The sequence below is a fragment of the Amycolatopsis sp. WAC 01416 genome (genome assembly GCF_003947485.1).
Classification (GTDB): domain Bacteria; phylum Actinomycetota; class Actinomycetes; order Mycobacteriales; family Pseudonocardiaceae; genus Amycolatopsis.
The window spans coordinates 529174-544909 of record NZ_QHHX01000007.1; the positions used below are offsets into that span (position 1 = coordinate 529174).

At 68.0% G+C, this 15736-nt stretch carries 17 protein-coding genes; 7 read left to right on the plus strand and 10 right to left on the minus strand.

What is annotated here, in order from left to right; all coding sequences use genetic code 11:
- From DL990_RS26325 to DL990_RS26355, 7 genes are read right to left on the minus strand one after another with little or no spacing between them, the layout of a single operon-like run.
- Positions 1 to 873: a carbohydrate ABC transporter permease gene (locus DL990_RS26325; RefSeq protein WP_125789880.1), complete on the minus strand. Its 873-nt coding sequence runs from the start codon at positions 871 to 873 to the stop codon at positions 1 to 3.
- The gene (locus DL990_RS26330; protein ID WP_125800209.1) at positions 864 to 1823 is read right to left on the minus strand and encodes a carbohydrate ABC transporter permease; all 960 of its coding nucleotides are present in this window, start codon (positions 1821 to 1823) and stop codon (positions 864 to 866) included. The genes DL990_RS26325 and DL990_RS26330 overlap by 10 nt, the downstream gene beginning before the upstream one ends.
- A complete protein-coding gene (locus DL990_RS26335; protein WP_125789878.1) occupies positions 1824 to 3107 on the minus strand; it encodes an extracellular solute-binding protein in 1284 nt (427 codons plus the stop codon).
- A gap of 12 nt (positions 3108 to 3119) precedes the next feature.
- Positions 3120 to 4250 carry a lactonase family protein gene (locus DL990_RS26340; RefSeq protein ID WP_125789877.1) on the minus strand — a complete coding sequence of 377 codons (1131 nt, stop codon included), beginning with the start codon at positions 4248 to 4250 and terminating at the stop codon, positions 3120 to 3122.
- A 27-nt stretch (positions 4251 to 4277) separates the two neighbouring features.
- Entirely contained in the window at positions 4278 to 5666 is a 1389-nt protein-coding gene (locus tag DL990_RS26345; protein WP_125789876.1) for a GntP family permease, read from the minus strand.
- Positions 5663 to 7258: an amidohydrolase family protein gene (locus DL990_RS26350; protein ID WP_125800210.1), complete on the minus strand. Its 1596-nt coding sequence runs from the start codon at positions 7256 to 7258 to the stop codon at positions 5663 to 5665. The genes DL990_RS26345 and DL990_RS26350 overlap by 4 nt, the downstream gene beginning before the upstream one ends.
- A gap of 33 nt (positions 7259 to 7291) precedes the next feature.
- Positions 7292 to 8596, minus strand: coding sequence for an amino acid deaminase (locus DL990_RS26355; RefSeq protein ID WP_125800211.1), 1305 nt, complete (start codon positions 8594 to 8596; stop codon positions 7292 to 7294).
- 150 nt (positions 8597 to 8746) lie between these two features.
- On the opposite strand from DL990_RS26355, the gene DL990_RS26360 reads away from it, so the two are divergent.
- Genes DL990_RS26360 through DL990_RS26370 form a run of 3 tightly spaced genes read left to right on the plus strand, consistent with a single transcriptional unit; the run spans position 8747 to position 10829 of the window.
- Positions 8747 to 9688, plus strand: coding sequence for a sugar kinase (locus DL990_RS26360; RefSeq protein ID WP_233620574.1), 942 nt, complete (start codon positions 8747 to 8749; stop codon positions 9686 to 9688).
- Positions 9685 to 10449, plus strand: coding sequence for an IclR family transcriptional regulator (locus tag DL990_RS26365; RefSeq protein ID WP_125800213.1), 765 nt, complete (start codon positions 9685 to 9687; stop codon positions 10447 to 10449). The genes DL990_RS26360 and DL990_RS26365 overlap by 4 nt, the downstream gene beginning before the upstream one ends.
- The gene (locus DL990_RS26370; RefSeq protein WP_034321592.1) at positions 10446 to 10829 is read left to right on the plus strand and encodes a RidA family protein; all 384 of its coding nucleotides are present in this window, start codon (positions 10446 to 10448) and stop codon (positions 10827 to 10829) included. Before DL990_RS26365 ends, DL990_RS26370 begins: the two co-directional genes overlap by 4 nt.
- Before the next feature lie 208 nt (positions 10830 to 11037).
- Here the strand turns inward: DL990_RS26370 and DL990_RS26375 are convergent, their stop codons facing one another.
- The 3 genes from DL990_RS26375 to DL990_RS26385 form a co-directional block, all read right to left on the minus strand.
- Entirely contained in the window at positions 11038 to 12033 is a 996-nt protein-coding gene (locus DL990_RS26375) for a 1-aminocyclopropane-1-carboxylate deaminase (RefSeq protein ID WP_125800214.1), read from the minus strand.
- A complete protein-coding gene (locus tag DL990_RS26380) occupies positions 12030 to 12677 on the minus strand; it encodes a GntR family transcriptional regulator (protein WP_125800215.1) in 648 nt (215 codons plus the stop codon). The genes DL990_RS26375 and DL990_RS26380 overlap by 4 nt, the downstream gene beginning before the upstream one ends.
- A gap of 95 nt (positions 12678 to 12772) precedes the next feature.
- Positions 12773 to 13132, minus strand: a complete 360-nt coding sequence (locus DL990_RS26385; protein ID WP_005163289.1) for a DUF1844 domain-containing protein — start codon at positions 13130 to 13132, stop codon at positions 12773 to 12775.
- A gap of 268 nt (positions 13133 to 13400) precedes the next feature.
- On the opposite strand from DL990_RS26385, the gene infC reads away from it, so the two are divergent.
- The 4 genes from infC (at position 13401) to DL990_RS26405 (ending at position 15512) form a co-directional block, all read left to right on the plus strand.
- On the plus strand, positions 13401 to 13976 hold the full coding sequence (gene infC, locus DL990_RS26390; protein WP_125789870.1) for a translation initiation factor IF-3: 576 nt from the start codon (positions 13401 to 13403) through the stop codon (positions 13974 to 13976).
- A gap of 70 nt (positions 13977 to 14046) precedes the next feature.
- Positions 14047 to 14241: a 50S ribosomal protein L35 gene (gene rpmI / locus DL990_RS26395; protein ID WP_007028043.1), complete on the plus strand. Its 195-nt coding sequence runs from the start codon at positions 14047 to 14049 to the stop codon at positions 14239 to 14241.
- A 63-nt stretch (positions 14242 to 14304) separates the two neighbouring features.
- Complete coding sequence (gene rplT / locus DL990_RS26400; RefSeq protein ID WP_005163284.1) at positions 14305 to 14682, plus strand: 50S ribosomal protein L20; 378 nt, start codon at positions 14305 to 14307, stop codon at positions 14680 to 14682.
- Positions 14679 to 15512: an RNA methyltransferase gene (locus DL990_RS26405; RefSeq protein ID WP_125800271.1), complete on the plus strand. Its 834-nt coding sequence runs from the start codon at positions 14679 to 14681 to the stop codon at positions 15510 to 15512. Before rplT ends, DL990_RS26405 begins: the two co-directional genes overlap by 4 nt.
- The last annotated feature ends 224 nt before the right edge of the window (positions 15513 to 15736 follow it).

Genomic DNA, 15736 nt, shown 5'->3' on the forward strand with positions numbered 1-15736 from the left:
TCAGCCCTTCACCGCGCCGCCCATGACGGACACGAGTCGTCGTTGCACGAGAATGAAGAACACCAGCACCGGGATGGTCATCAAGGTCGAACCCGCCATCACCGCGCCCCAGTCGGTGTCCTCCGGTTTGAAGAACACCAGGATCGCGAGCGGGAGCGTCTGGTTCTCGGTGTTGGAGATGATGAACGTCTTGGCGAACAGGAAGTCGTTCCAGGCGTGGATGAACGCCAGCACACTGATCGCCACCAGCCCGGGCGCCACCAGCGGGAAGAGGATCTGCCAGGTGAACCGCATCCGGCTCGCGCCGTCGATCTTCGAGGCCTCTTCCAGCTCCTGCGGTACCGCGGCGACGAAGCCTCGCAGCATCCAGATCGCGAACGGCAGGCTGAATGCCAGGTGTACCAGGATCAGCGAGCCGAGGTGGTTGGTGCCGAACGCCGGCGCGACGTCGCCGACCGACCGCATCAGGAAGAACAGCGGAATGGTCAGCGCCTCGACCGGCACCATCTGCGCCACCAGCACCATCACCAGCAGGACGGTCTTGCCCTTGAAGTTGAACCGCGTCAGCGCGACGGCTGAGAGGAACGAAAGCAGCAGCGACAACGCCACCACCACGACGGCCACGATCACGCTGTTCAGGAAGAACAACGCGAACCCTTCACCGCTCAGCACCCGTTCGAAATGCTCCAGGGTCGGCGTGAGCGTCCAGGGGCGAGGGTTCTCCGCCTGGATCTGCCCGGTGGGTTTGAAGGCCGAAAGCACCATCCAGTACACCGGGAAGGCGACCATCCCCGCGATCACCACGCAGACGATCTCGGCGATCAGTCGTCCCGGGCGCTTGATCCGGCGAGGCGGCGCTGTGGTCACACCCATCCCGCGCTCCGGCGTTGCGACCGGACGTACAGCCCGGTGATGGACAGCAGCAGCAAGGTCATCACGACTCCGAGCGCCGCGCCGAGACCGTATTCCTGTCCGGCGAAGGCCTGTTGATAGGCGAAGACGTTGAGCACGAGGTTGCGCCCGGCCACGCCGCCGCCGTTGGTCATCACGTAGATCTGCGTGAAGATCTTGAAGTCCCAGATGATCGACTGGATCGTGGCGATGGTCAGCAGCGGTCGCACCATCGGCAGCGTGATCGACCACGTGGTGCGCCAGGTCGAGGCACCGTCGAGGTACGCGGCCTCGATGACCTCCTCCGGTACTCCCTTGAGCCCCGCGTACATCGTCACCATGACGAACGGGAACGAACACCAGATGACCTCGGCGGCCACCAGCCCGAACGTGCTGAACGTGTCGAAGGTCCAGGAGTGGTTCGCCATCCCGGTGAACCCGAGGCCCGAGAGAACCTCGTTGACCAGGCCGAAGTCGGCGTCGAACAGGAACAGCCAGACGTACGAGCCCGCCATCGCCGGCGTCGCCCACGCGGCCAGCGCCGCCAGGAACAGCGGGACCCGCGCCCAGGCGCGGACCCGGGTCGCCAGCACGGCGAGCCCCGTCCCGAGCGCGAGGCTGCCGACGACGCAGACCGCGGTGAAGCCGAGGGTTTTGGCCAGCACCTCCCAGAACTGGACGTTCTCCAGCAGGTCGACGTAGTTTCCGAAGCCGAGGAAGACCAGCGGCGCGTTGCCGACCGCTTGCGGCTGGCCGTAGTCGTAGAACGAGATCAGGACGAGCTGGTAGATCGGGTACACCAGCATCGCCAGCAGCAGGATGCCGCCGGGCGCCAGATAGAGCAGGGCCGCCCGGCCGTCCCGGCGACGGCGGGGCGACCGCCGTGCCGGGACGGCCGGAGCCGTGGTGCGGGAGATGTGCTTGGTGACCACTTAACCGAACGCCTTGTTCATCTCGGCGGACGCGGTGGCCAGCGCGGCAGCGGGATCCTTGCCGCCGGTCGCGATCTGCTGGATCGCGGTCGGCAGCACGTTCTGCGCGTCGATCTTCGACCAAGCCGCGGTGGCGGGGACGAACTTCGTGCCCGCGGTGAGCGTGTCGACGAACGGCTTGACCGACGGGTCGCTCGCGGCGAGCTTCTGCTGGACGCTGCCGAGCGTGGGCAGGTTGCCCATGGCGACGTACATCTTCTCCTGGTACTTGGCGCCACCGAGCAGCTGGGTGAACTCGACCGCGAGGCCCTTGCGCTTGGTCGCGTTGAAGACGCCCAGCAGGTTGCCACCCGCGAACGCCGGGGCGATCTTGCCTGCCTCGGTGCCCGGGAGCGGGATGATCGCGTACTTGCCCTTCACCTGGCCCGCTTCGACGGCCTTGCGGTTGAAGTCGCCGCCGATCGACATTCCTGCCTTGCCACCGGCGAACGCCGTGATGCTCTGCGTCCCGGTCAGGTTGGCGCACTGTTCGGGCGGGCAGATGTCCGCCTTCAGCAGGTTCGCGTACGCCGTGACGCCGGCCTTGGCCTGCTCGGAGTCCATAGTGGACTTCCACTTGTCGCCGTCCTGCTTGGCGATCTCGCCGCCGTGTGCCCACAGGAAGGGCAGCATCGCGTAGGTGTACTTGCCGCCGACGGAGATGCCGTACAGCTCCGGCTTCTTGGCGCGGATCGTCTTCGCGGTCTCGGTCAGCTCTGCCAGTGTCGTCGGCGGCTTGAGGCCGAGTTCGGCGAAGAGGTCCGTGCGGTAGTACAACGCGCGGATGCCGGTGAACCACGGAAGCCCGTAGGTCTTGCCGCCGGACTTCGCCGTCTCCAGCACCGCGGGCAGGATGTCCGCCCCTTCCTTCCACGACGACAGATCGCCGGTCAGGTCGGCCAGCGCGCCGGTGGCGGCGTAGCTGGACACGTCGGTGTTGCCGAACTCGGCGACGTCCGGCGCGCTCGCCGGATCGTTGAAGGCGCCGGAGAACTTGTCCGCGCGGCCTTCCACCGGAATCCACTGGACGTCGACCTCGACGCCCGAATGCGCCGCCTTGAACTCGGCGATCGCCTCCTTGACCGCAGCCTCCTTGGGCGCGCGGTTGGCCTCGTCGAACAGCCAGACCCGGACGGTGCCGGTCTTCTCGTCACCGCCGCCCGCGGCCGGAGTGTTCTGCGCCGGTGCACAGCCCGCGACGAGGCCGACAGCCGCGAGGCCCGCGATGAGTACGCGAGTTCTCATGGGATTTTCTCCTTAAGCGAAAAAGACGGAATTGACCTGGGGGAGCGCGAGCTTCCCGGCGACGGCACCGGGGAGACCGGTGCCGGGATCGCGCGGCAGCCAGCTGAGCGTGCCGGACTTGTCGCTCGAGACGTAGAACCAGCGCTCGGTCGGGTCGAGCGTGAAGTGACGCGGGTACACCCCGCCGACGGGCGCGTTGTTCAGCAGCTTCAAGGACTTCCCGTCCTCGCTGACGCCGAACGACGCGATCGTGTCGGAACCACGCACCGAGGCGTAGACGAACTTCCCGTCCTTGGACGTGGCGATCTCGCCCGGGTACTGCTCGCCCGGGGTGCCCGCCGGAACGGCCGGGACGACCTGTCCAGCGGTGAGCTTCCCGGTGGCCGGGTTCCACGCCGCGACGGTCACCTCGGCACGCAGCTCGCCGAGGATGTAGGCGTACTTGCCGTTCGGGTGGAAAGCGAGATGCCGGGGCCCGGCGCCCGACGGGAGCTTCAGCTGCTGGTTCAGCTTGAGTTTCCCGGTCGTGGTGTCGAGTTTGTAGACATAGACCGAATCCGCGCCGAGATCGACCGCGAGCACCCACTTGCCGGTCGGATCGTTGACCACCTGGTGCGCGTGCGCCTGGCGTTCGGCGCCCTTGTGCTGGGCCACATCGACGACGTCTCCGAGTTTCCCGCCCGCGAGGATCGGGAGGACGACGACGCTGCCGCTGCTGTAGTTCGCGGCCAGCACGTACTTCTGGCTGGAGTGGACGCTCAGATGTGTCGGATGCTGCCCCTTGGCCGACTTCTTGTTGAGCAGCTTGGGTTTCACCGGATCGGCCAGGCTGAACGCGGAGATCTGGCCGTTCTCGTCCTCGTTGGTCACATAGAGCGTCTTGCGGTCGGCACTGATGTCGAACCAGGAAGCGTTGCTGACTCCCGGAATCGTCCGGTCGACGACGAGCGCGTTGGTCGCCGCGTCCCGGTGAGCGACATCGAGCCCGTGCCCGGAACTGGTGTAGCTGCTGAGGTAGATGGCCCCGGTTCCCTTCGGTCCGCAGGATTGTTCGGAAGCATTCGCGAGGTGGGAACCGAGAACGGTGGTGAGTCCAGCCGCTCCGACGGCGCCGAGGAAGGTGCGTCGATCCAGTCCGGTCATCGTGATCTCTCCCAGTCGTCGGGTGGTTTAAACCACTGCCATCAGCAATGCTGCCACGCCGAAACCGGAAACGGAAAGGACGGTTTCCAAGACGGTCCAGGTTTTCAGGGTCTGCGGCACGGTCATGTTGAAGTACCGCGAGATGATCCAGAAACCGCCGTCGTTCACGTGCGAGGCGATGATCGAGCCCGCCGAGATCGCGACGACCAGCAGCGCGAGCTGCATCTGCGAGTAGCCCAGCGTCGCCACCGTCGGCGCGACGATGCCGCTCGTGGTCACGATCGCGACGGTCGCCGAACCCTGCGCGATCCGCATCCCGCAACTGATCACGTATGCGGCCAGGATGACCGGGAGACCGGCGTTGTCCAGCGACCCCGCGACGGCCTTGCCGATCCCCGTGGCGGACAGCACGGCGCCGAAGAACGCACCCGCGCCGACCACCAGCAGGATCATCGCGACCGGGCGGAGCGACTTCGCCGAAAGCTCGCTCAAATCCTTGCCTGTCAAGCCTCGGCGCAGGCCGAGCAGCCAGGACGCGAGCAGCACCGAGATCGTCAGCGCGACCGCCGGGGTGCCGATGAACGCCGCGACGCCGGCGGGCGCGGAGTTCTTGGGAAGCCAGATGCTGCCGAAGGTCCCGGCGAGGATCAGCACCAGCGGGACCGCGATGATCGCCAGCACCAGCCCGAGCGGCGGCGGGTTCTCCTCCTTTTCGCCTTCTTCCTCCGCGACCAGGAACTCCGCGGGAACCGGAACATCGACGCGTTTGCCGATCCACGTCGAGTACGCGACCCCGCCGACGAGGAACGCCGGGATACCGCAGACCAGGCCCATCAGGATGATCCAGCCGAGTTCCACGTGCAGCAGGCCCGCCGCGGCGACCGGGCCGGGGTGCGGCGGAAGGAACGCGTGGGTGATGGAAAGACCGGCGAGCAGCGGCAACGCGTACAGCACCAGCGAGCGGCCGCCCTGTTTGGCGGCGACGTAGACCAGGGGTGCCAGCACGAAGATGCCGATGTCGAAGAAGACCGGGATACCGAAGACGAAACCCGCGAGACCCATCGCCAACGGGGCCCGCTTCTCACCGATGGCGCGCAGTAGCGCGCCGGTGAGGACCCTTGCCCCGCCGGAACGCTCCAAAATGGACCCGAGGATGGTGCCGAGTCCGATGATCGCGGCGATATGGCCGAGGATCCCGCCGAAACCCTTTTCCAGAAGGGAATCCGACGCCTTCTGTGCGGAGCCGACGATCTGGCCGACCGGCAGGCCCGCGGCCAGCGCGGTCAGCAGGCCGACCACGATCAAGGCGATGAAGGGCTCCAGCTTGACCTTGATGATGAGGAACAGCAAGACCGCGATCGAGACGGCGGCGAGGGTCAGGAGACCTCCCGTCGAATGTTGGAGCCAGTCGATCATCGGGCACTCCCGGGGTTCCGCAGTGAATGGCCGGCGAGGGCGCCGGTCGGTTGACCATCGTCGATGGCGGCGACACCGTTGACGAAGACATAGGGGATACCGGCGGCCTGCTGCCGCGGTTCGTCGAACGTGGCGGTGTCGGCGACGGTTTCCGGGTCGAACAGCACGAGGTCCGCCGCGTATCCGGCGCGGACGAGGCCCCGGTCGGTCAGCCGCAGGCGCTGTGCCGCGCGGCCGGTGAGGTGGGCGACGCATTCGGCGAGGTCGAGGACGCCGAGTTCGCGGACGTAGCGCGCGAGGTAACGCGGGAACGTGCCCCAGGCGCGGGGATGCGGCCGCGCCCCGACGAGCAGCCCGTCGCTGCCGCCGGTGTGTGTGCGGTGGCGCATGATCGCCTGGACGTTCTCCTCGTGCCCGACGTGCATCAGGCACGACGTGCCGAGCTTTTCCGAGATCAGAACGTCGAAGTACAGCTCCGCGGCCGGTTTGCCGGCACGCTGCGCCGAAGCGGCGACGGAATATCCGACGAGATGGGCGTTCTCGTCCCGGCGGACACCGTTGATCTCGATGGCCTCCCAGTCGATCGGCACCCCGTGCGCACCGTCGGAGCCGGTTTCCTCGATCTCGGCGCGGATCCGCTCACGAGTGTCCACATCGGACAACCGGGTCAGCGTGGCGTCGAGCCCGCCTTCGGTCGACCAGCTCGGCAGCAGCGCGGAAAGGTAGGTGGCGCCGGGAAGATAGGGATAGGTGTCCAGCGTGATGTCGCAGCCGTCGTCGAGTGCCCGGTCGAGCAGCTCCAGCAGATCCGGCGCCTTGCCCTTGTTCACCGAGAAGTTCATCGTGGCGTGGGCGAGGTGCAATGGGCAGCCCGAACGGCGGGAGACGTCGACCATCTCGCCGAACGCTTCGAGTGCGCCCTTGCCGTAGCTGCGGTGGTGCGGACTGTAGAAGCCGCCGTTCTCCCCGACGACCCGGCACAGCTCGACGAGTTCCTCGGTGGTCGCGTACATGCCCGGCGTGTAGGTGAGCCCGGACGACATGCCCATCGCGCCCTCGGCCAGCCCGGTCGCGACGAGTTCCTTCATCGCGTTCATCTCGGCTTCGGTCGCGGGCCGGTCGTCCCAGCCGACGGTGAGCATGCGGACGGTGCCCTGCGGCACCAGGTAGGCCGCGTTGACCGCGACCGGCGCGTCGAGCCGGTCGAGGTATTCGCCGACAGAGCGCCAGTTCCAGTCGAATCCGGCCGGATCGTCGTTCCACCCGGCGAGCTGCTGGCGCAGCGCCGCGAGGACCTCGTCGTTCACGGGCGCGTAGGAGAGCCCGTCCTGTCCGAGCACCTCGGTCGTGACGCCCTGGGAGAGCTTGGCGAGGTGATCCGGATTGGCGAGCAGCTGGAGGTCGGAATGCGAATGCATGTCGATGAACCCGGGCGCGAGCACGAGTCCTTCGGCGTCGATGGTGCGGCGGCCCGCGAGCGAGCCGGGTTCGGCGACACTGGCGATCCGGCCGTCGGTGATGCCCACGTCGTGCCTGGTGAGCGGATCCCCGGTGCCGTCGGCGACCAGTGCGGAGCGGACAACGATGTCCATGGCGATTCTTCCTCTGCGGCGGTGGAGGACGGATCAGAAATGGGTACGGACGAAATCGAGCACGGTCTCGCCGTCGGGGCCGACGACCGGGATCAGGGGCCATTTGTCGAAGACGGTGCACGGATGCGACAGACCGAGGGCGATCCAGTCGCCGACCTCGACCGGCGACGACGCGGGCAGCGTCAGAAAGGCGTGCTGGTCGTTCATCTTCTGGATGGAATGACCTTCGAGCGCGGACGGTGGCCCGTCGCCCTTGCGGATCAGGCGCGGCTCGGGCATGCCTTCGTCGAAGGAGGCGTCCCGTTTGCCGATGGTGAGCAGCGCGAGTTCGTCCGTCGGCTTCGACGTGACCTGCGCCCAGGCACGCAGCGCGGAGCGGAACGAGGCGACGCCGCCGATGCGCGGGTGTTCGCCCAGCGGCGAGATCACTCGGTAGAAGCCGTCGTCGTGGGTCACGTAGGCGCCGCTGCGCAGGATCGGCAGAACGTCCAGGCCGCCCCAGTCCTTGGTGAGCTCGTCGGCGACGCGATCGAAGTACGCGCTGCCTCCGCCGGTGACGATGATCTGGCCGGCGTCGTCGAGCAGGCCCTTGGCGTGGAAGGCGAAGACGAGTTCCCGCAGACCGTCCACATAGGAGCTGATCAGCTGGAGCGACTTTTCGTCCGTGTGGTGGGAAAGCGCGCCTTCGTAGCCGCCGGATCCACGTAACCGCAGAGCCGGGCTCGCGTGCGCGGCTTCAGCGACGGCGAGCGCGGTCTCGGCGTCGCGAACACCGGTGCGGCCACCTTCGGCGCCGAGTTCGACCAGGACGTCCACCTTGCGGCGGGCTCCGCGCAGGGCCTCGGTCATCAGCTCGACGCCGCGGACCGAATCGACCCAGCAGACGAACTCGAAGTCGTCGTCAGCGTCCAGTTCGGCGGCGAGCCACTTCAGGCCCGAGGGGTCGAGCAGCTGGTTCGCCAGCAGGATCCGCGAAACGCCGAACGCCCGGTAGATCCGCAGGTGGCCGGCGTTCGCGCAGGTGATACCCCACGAGCCGTGCTTCAGCTGCCGCTCGAACAGCTGCGGCGCCATCGTCGTCTTGCCGTGCGGGGCCAGCGCGACCCCGCGTTCGGCGCACCAGTCCGCCATCGTGCGGAGGTTGTGTTCGACGGCCTCTTCGTCGAGCACCACGAACGGGCCGAGAAAGCCGTCTTCGAACAGCTTCGCGCCGCGGGCGGCGGCGTCGCCGATCGTGAGACCGGACAGCGAAGGCGCGACCGAGCGGAAGCGCCAATCGACGCGCTCCTCCCGGACGGCCGCGACCGCGGCGGAATCGATGGTGCCGGCTTCGAACATGAGGTTCACCTCGGTTGCGTATGTTGCAACGGACGTTGCGCATATTGCGTGGGATAGGTGTAGCATCCGGTCCGCTGGAGGTCAACGGCGTGACGACTAGGAGACGCGAAGGTGACAAGCGCGCCCCACGTTTTGTGCATCGGGGAGTCGATGGCCTTGTTCGTACCGGCCGAATCCGGGCCGCCCGACGAGGTACGTAAGTGGGTGCGAAGCATCGGAGGGGCCGAATCGAACGTCGCCTGCCATCTCCCCGCGCTGGGTTTCACCAGCGCCTGGGTGAGCGCGGTCGGCGACGATCCGTTCGGCCGCGCGCTCGTGCGCGAGATCGGCGCGGCGGGGGTGGACGTCAGCGCGGTCGTGGTCGACCCGACGCGCCCGACCGGTCTCTACATCAAGGAAAGCGGAGCGGACGGCAGCCCCGTGCGCTACTACCGCAAGGGCTCCGCCGCGTCCGGAATGGACGCCGGGCTGCTGGGGAAACTTGATCTCGACGGGGTACGCGTCATCCACCTGTCCGGTATCACGCCCGCCCTGTCGGACGGTTGCCTCGACCTGGTGCGAGCACTGATGGAACGGCCACGTGGCGACACGCTGGTGTCGTTCGACGTGAACTTCCGGCCCGCGCTGTGGACCGGGCGCGACCCGTCGGTGCTGGCCGGACTGGCCGCCCGCGCCGACATCGTGCTGGCAGGCGAGGACGAGGCCGAGCGAGTGTGGGGGACCGGCGACCCGGAACGCCTGCGCGCCGCGGTGCCGGGGCCGAAGACGCTGGTCGTCAAGCACGGGGCGCGCGGGGTGACGCTGATCGACGGCGACGAAGCACCGCTGTTCTCTCCCGCGCTCCAGGTCGACGTCGTGGAGCCAGTCGGTGCCGGTGACGCCTTCGCCGCCGGTTTCCTCGCCGCCACGCTGCGCGGCGACGACCCCGCGACCCGGCTGCGGCGCGGCCACCTGCAGGCCGCGGCCACCTTGCTGACCCACGACGACGTGGGAACGCCGCTGCCCGGATCCGTCGTCGAAGCGCTCCTCGGGGCGGATGAGGCAGCATGGGCGGCGGCGAAGCTGACGGACAAGGGATTGGTGGGCGGATGAGCCAGAGCCTGGACAGGGCGCTCACGTTGCTGAGCGGGCTCGCCCGCGAGCCGAAGACGCTGGACCAGCTCGCCGAGGAGATCGGTGTGCACAAGTCGACCGTGCTGCGGTTGCTGCGCACCCTGGAGACGCATCACTTCGTGCGCCGGGAAGGGCAGCGGTACTACCGGCTCGGCAGTGCGCTCTTCGACCTCGCGCAGCAGGCGCTGGAGGATCGCGACGTCCGCCGCACCGCGCAATCCGCGCTCGCCGGGCTCAACGCCCGCACCGGGCACACTGTGCACCTCGCCTCCTATGAGGACGGAGAGGTCGTCTACATCGACAAGTTCGAGGGCAGGCATTCGGTGCGGATGTACTCGCGCATCGGGAAACGCGCCCCGCTGCACTGCACCGCCGTCGGCAAGGTGCTGGTCGCGGCGATGACGCCGGAGAAGCAGGCGGACGTGGTCTCGCGGATCGACTTCTTCGTCCGCACCCCGAACACGATCACCACGCCCGAGGCCTACGGGAAGGAACTCGCGCTCGTCGCCGACCGCGGCTACGCGGTGGACAACGCCGAGCACGAGGACTTCATCCACTGCGTCGCCGCGCCCGTCCGCGGCCCCGGCGGCGTGGTACTCGCCGCCGCGTCGGTGTCGGTGCCGAAGGTGCTGCTCGACTACGACGGCCTGATGGCGCTCGTCCCGGAACTGATCGCCGCCGCCGAAGAAGCTTCCGTCCACAGTGGATGGACGGGGAACCGAAAGGGGAAGTTGGAATGAGCAAGACCGCGATCAGCACGGAGAACGCGCCGAAGCCGGTGGCCGCGTTCTCGCAGGCGGTCCGCAAGGGCAACATCCTGCAGGTGGCCGGCCAGGTCGCCTTCGACCCGGCCACCGGCGCCATCGTCGGCGAGACCGTCGGTGAGCAGACCGAGCAGACCTTCAAGAACATCGAGGCGGTGCTCGAGGCCGCCGGTTCGAGCCTGGCCGACGCGATGATGGTGCGCGTGTACCTGACCGACGTCGACCACTTCGGCGCGTTCAACGAGGTCTACAACAAGCTGATCGGCGAGGCGCCGCACCCCGCCCGCACCACCGTGTACGTCGGCCTGCCTGCCGGACTGCTGGTGGAGATCGACGTCCTGGCCGTGACGGACTGATCCCGCGTGCCATGAAAGGCCCCTTCATTGCAAAATTTGCGATGAAGGGGCCTTTCATTGCGTGAAGACACGGTCGCTTGTCCAGACGACATGGTCGCCCGGTGGGCGGAGCTGATGGTGTGCCGGTCAGTCCGTGAAGGCCTACTTACCTACCCTGATGGTAGTGAAGGGGGCCTTCACGGACTTGCGGATCGCCACTCACGAGGCGCTAGAGCACGCTCGTGTACCCGTTCAGCGCGGGCTGACCGCCCAGGTGCGCGAAGAGCACGTTCGAGTCCCGCGAGATCTCACCGCGGGAAACGAGGTCGATCAGCCCCGCCATGGACTTGCCTTCGTACACCGGATCGGTGAGCACGCCCTCCAGCCGCGCCAGCGTCCGGATCGCGTCGAGGGTCGACTCGTCCGGGATGCCGTAGATCCCGGCGTGGTAGCGCTCGTCCAATTCGACCTCGCCGATCTCGCCGGCATTGATCAGCTCTGCGGTCGCGCTGGCGATGCGGGTGATCTGATCGCGCGTCTCGGCCGGTTCGGCCGACCCGTCGATGCCGAGGATCCGTCGCGGCTTCCCGGAAAGCGCGGCCCCGGCGACCATCCCGGCCTGAGTGCTGCCGGTGACGGAGCAGACGATCACCGTGTCGAAGAAGACGCCGAGTTCCGCCTCCTGCGCTTCGAGTTCGACCATCCAGTTCGCGAAACCGAGCCCGCCGAGCCGGTGGTCCGAGCCGCCGGCCGGGATCGCATACGGCTTTCCGCCGCCGGCCTCGATCTCCTTGAGCGCGTTTTCCCAACTTTCCTTGAAGCCGACGCCGAATCCCGCCTCGACCATCCGGATGTCCGCGCCGAGGATGCGCGAAAGCTGGATGTTGCCGACCTTGTCGTACATCGGGTCGTTCCAGTCGACCCAGCTCTCCTGCACCAGCACGGCCTTGAGCCCGGACCGCGCGGCGGCCGCGGCGACCTGGCGGGTGTGGTTCGACTGCACGCCGCCGATCGAGATCAGCGTGTCCGCGCCCGAGGCGAGCGCGTCGGCGACCAGGTACTCGAGCTTCCGGGTCTTGTTGCCGCCGAACGCGATCCCGGAGTTGACGTCCTCGCGTTTCGCCCAGACCTTCGCGCCGCCGAGATGGGCGGTGAGCCGTTCGAGCGGGTGCACGGGGGAAGGGCCGAACAGCAGCGGGTAGCGCGGGAAATCGGCGAGGGTCATGGCGTCTCCAGGAGGTCTTCGAGTTCGGTCCAGATCGTGGCGGTGATCGCGCAGGCCGCGTCGACGTCGCCCGCTTCGATGGCGTCGACCAGCTCCGCGTGACGCTGGACCGACCGGTGCGCGGGCAGAGAGCCGAAGCGGGCGTATTCGAGACGGCGCAGCAGCGGCGTGTAGCGGGCCAGCGTCGCGGCGATCGCCCGGTTGCGCGCGGCGGCGACAGGGACGTCGTGGAGTTCGTCGTCGGCGGCGATCGCGGCCGCGATGTCCCCGGCGGCGATCGCGTCGGCGAACCGGGCAGCGACCGCGCGCATCGCGGCGACCTCCGCCGGCCCCATCCGCGGGGCACCCGCCCGGACGGCGACCTCGTGCAGCGTGCGCACGAGCTGCAGGGCGTCCCGGACGTCGTCGGGAACGAAACCGGCCACACGCGTGTAGCTCTGCGGCTTCGACTCGACGAGGCCGTCCTCGATCAGCCGAAGCAACGCCTGGCGCACCGGCGCCCGGGAAAGCCCCAGCTGTTCGGCGAGGTCGCCGTCGCGCAGGTTCGTGCCCGGCGGCAGCGTCCCGTCGATGATCGCCCGGCGGATGTTCTCGTAGGCCTCGTCCCTGAGGAGAGACCGCGGCACCTTCGCTAACCCACTCACATCTGAAATGTTAGTTGATGCCGGAGTGGAAGTACATGAAGGCCCCCTTCCTGTACCCAGGCGCAAGGAAGGGGGCCTTCATGTACTACGGAGGGCTAGTAGACCGGTCCCGTGTACTTCTCGCCCGGTCCCTGGCCGGGCGCGTCGGGCACGGCCGAAGCCTCGCGGAACGCCTTCTGCAGCGACTGGAGGCCGTCGCGCAACGGGCCCGCGTGCAGGCCGAGGTACTCTGCCGAAGCGGTGACCAGCCCGGCGAGGGCGGTGATCAGGCGACGGGCTTCGTCGAGGTCGCGGTGGGGTGAGCTGGCCGGGTCCTCGTCCGCGAGGCCGAGGCGTTCGGCGCCCGCGGAGAGCAGCATGACGGCCGCCCTGCTGATCACCTCGACGCTCGGGATGTCCTCCAGGTCGCGGACGTCCGGGGAATACGGGGGCTGCTGAACGGGTTCATCTGACACGTCTGGTACCCTTCCACGAGCGACCAGCCCCTGAGCGATCGGGGGCGGCAAGTGGAGCCCCGCTCCCACCCGTGTCACCGCCGCAACACCAGGTGTCCGGGTCCGGTCTCGCCAAGACGATTTCGGGCGTCGAGGCGGTGTGTTCGGTTCTGGAGATCGAACACGATCGGAAAGAGTGGGCCCCGCGTACCGCACGGTACCGGGGCCTTAGGTATGTGGGCACCAGGTCGAAACGGTAGAAGAATTTACCTCGAACCAGGGAGGCCCCATCAGCGCCGAGACACGCATCAACGACCGAATCCGGGTACCGGAGGTCCGCCTCGTCGGGCCGGCCGGTGAACAGGTCGGCATCGTCCGGATCGAAGATGCGCTGCGGCTGGCACAGGAGAACGATCTCGATCTCGTCGAGGTCGCCCCGCAGGCCCGTCCGCCCGTATGCAAGCTCATGGACTTCGGCAAGTTCAAGTACGAGAGCGCGCAGAAGGCCCGCGAGTCCCGCCGCAACCAGCAGCTCACCGTCATCAAAGAGCAGAAGCTGCGGCCGAAGATCGACCAGCACGACTACGAGACCAAGAAGGGTCACGTGTCGCGGTTCCTTGCGGCAGGCAACAAGGTCAAGGTCACGATCATGTTCCGCGGTCGCGAGCAGTCCCGGCCGGAACTCGGGTTCCGTCTGCTGCAGAAGCTCGCCGACGAGGTGACCGAGCTCGGCTTCGTCGAGTCGTCGCCGAAGCAGGACGGTCGCAACATGATCATGGTGTTGGCCCCGCACAAGAACGTGAAGCCGCAGAAGGCCGCGAAGGCAGCCAAGGACGAGTCGTCCGAGCCGCCCGCCGACGCGTAGCGCCGACCAGCACATGTCAGCGGCACACCGGGCACAACCGGTGTGCCGCCGCACGGAAGAGGACAACGTAATGCCGAAGATGAAGACGCACAGCGGGACGTCCAAGCGTGTCCGCGTCACGGGTTCGGGCAAGCTGCGCCGCCAGAAGGCCGGCCGCCGCCACCTGATGGAGAAGAAGTCCAACAGGCTCACCCGTCGCCTCGAAGGCACGACCGAGATCGCCAAGAACGACGTCGGCCGCGTCAAGCGCCTTCTCGGCCGCTGACACCCCGCACTTTGTAAACGCCGGGCGCGCCATCGCGCCCCCAGATCGACAGGATGGACCCCAGTGGCACGCGTCAAGAGGGCTGTCAACGCCCAGAAGAAGCGTCGCGCGACTCTCGAGCTCGCCAGCGGCTACCGCGGCCAGCGTTCGCGGCTGTACCGCAAGGCGAAGGAGCAGACGCTTCATTCGCTGAACTACGCCTACCGGGACCGTCGTGCCCGCAAGGGTGACTTCCGCCAGCTGTGGATCACCCGTATCAACGCGGCGGCCCGCGCCAATGGCGTGACCTACAACCGGTTCATCCAGGGCCTCAAGGCCGCGGGTGTCGAGGTCGACCGCAAGATCCTCGCGGACCTCGCCGTCAACGACGCCGCCGCGTTCACCGCGCTGGCCGAGCTGGCCAAGGCGAACGTGAACACCGAAGAGAAGAAGTCGGCCTGACCGGCGACAGCGCTCTCCACCGACCCGGGGCCGCTCCGTTCACCGAACGGACGCCCCGGGTCGTTGCTGCGCGCAAGCTCACCCGCCGGGCCGAACGTGACAAGACCGGCCGGTTCCTCGCCGAGGGCGCGAACGCGGTCGAAGCCGCGCTCGACCACGGCGGCACGGTGTACGAGCTGTTCGTCACCGATCGCGCCGCCGCGCAGCACGAGCGCCTGGTCATCGCCGCGCGCGAGGCAGGCGTCCCCGTCTCGCCGATCACCGATCGCGCGGCCGACGGGTTGTCAGAGACCGTGACGCCGCAAGGCATCGTCGCGGTCTGCGCGCTCGTCGACCGTCCACAAGAGACCGTCCTGAAGCCGGGCGCGAAGCTCGTCGTCGTCCTCGTCGACGTCGCGGACCCCGGTAACGCGGGCACCGTGATCCGGGTCGCGGACGCCGCCGGCGCCGCCGGGCTCGTCCTCGCCGGGGACAGCGTCGACCCGCACAACGGCAAATGCGTCCGCGCGGCCGCCGGCAGCCTGTTCCACCCCGCCATCACCAGGATCCGGGATGTCGACGCGGCCTTGAAGGCCTGCTCCGCCGCCGGACTCCGCACCTTCGGCGCGCACGGCTACGCCGACACCGAGCTCGATCAGGTCACCTTCGACGAGCCCACCGCGTGGGTCTTCGGCAACGAGGCGCACGGACTGCCGCAGGGAGTTCTGGAGACGGTCGATCTCGCGGTCAAGATCCCGATGTACGGCCGGGCGGAGAGCCTGAACCTCGCGACGGCCGCCGCGATCTGCGTGTACACGAATGCGATGGCCTCCCGGACCGCGACCACGTAGAGTCGCGGGCGCACGCCGTCGCATCACGACACCAAGGGAGCTCTCATGGAACGCACTGTTCGTTCCAGCACCTTGTTTACGGCGTAGAGCGCGTTTTTCGCACTTCCGAGTGACGGTGTGCCCAGCCCGAGGGTGATCGGGGGCCGCCGTTCGCTGTCCCATAGAATTCAGCAGCTGCTAAACCCATGTGTGCGCTCGCGTGCACCGGACCAGTCCCAGCGGAC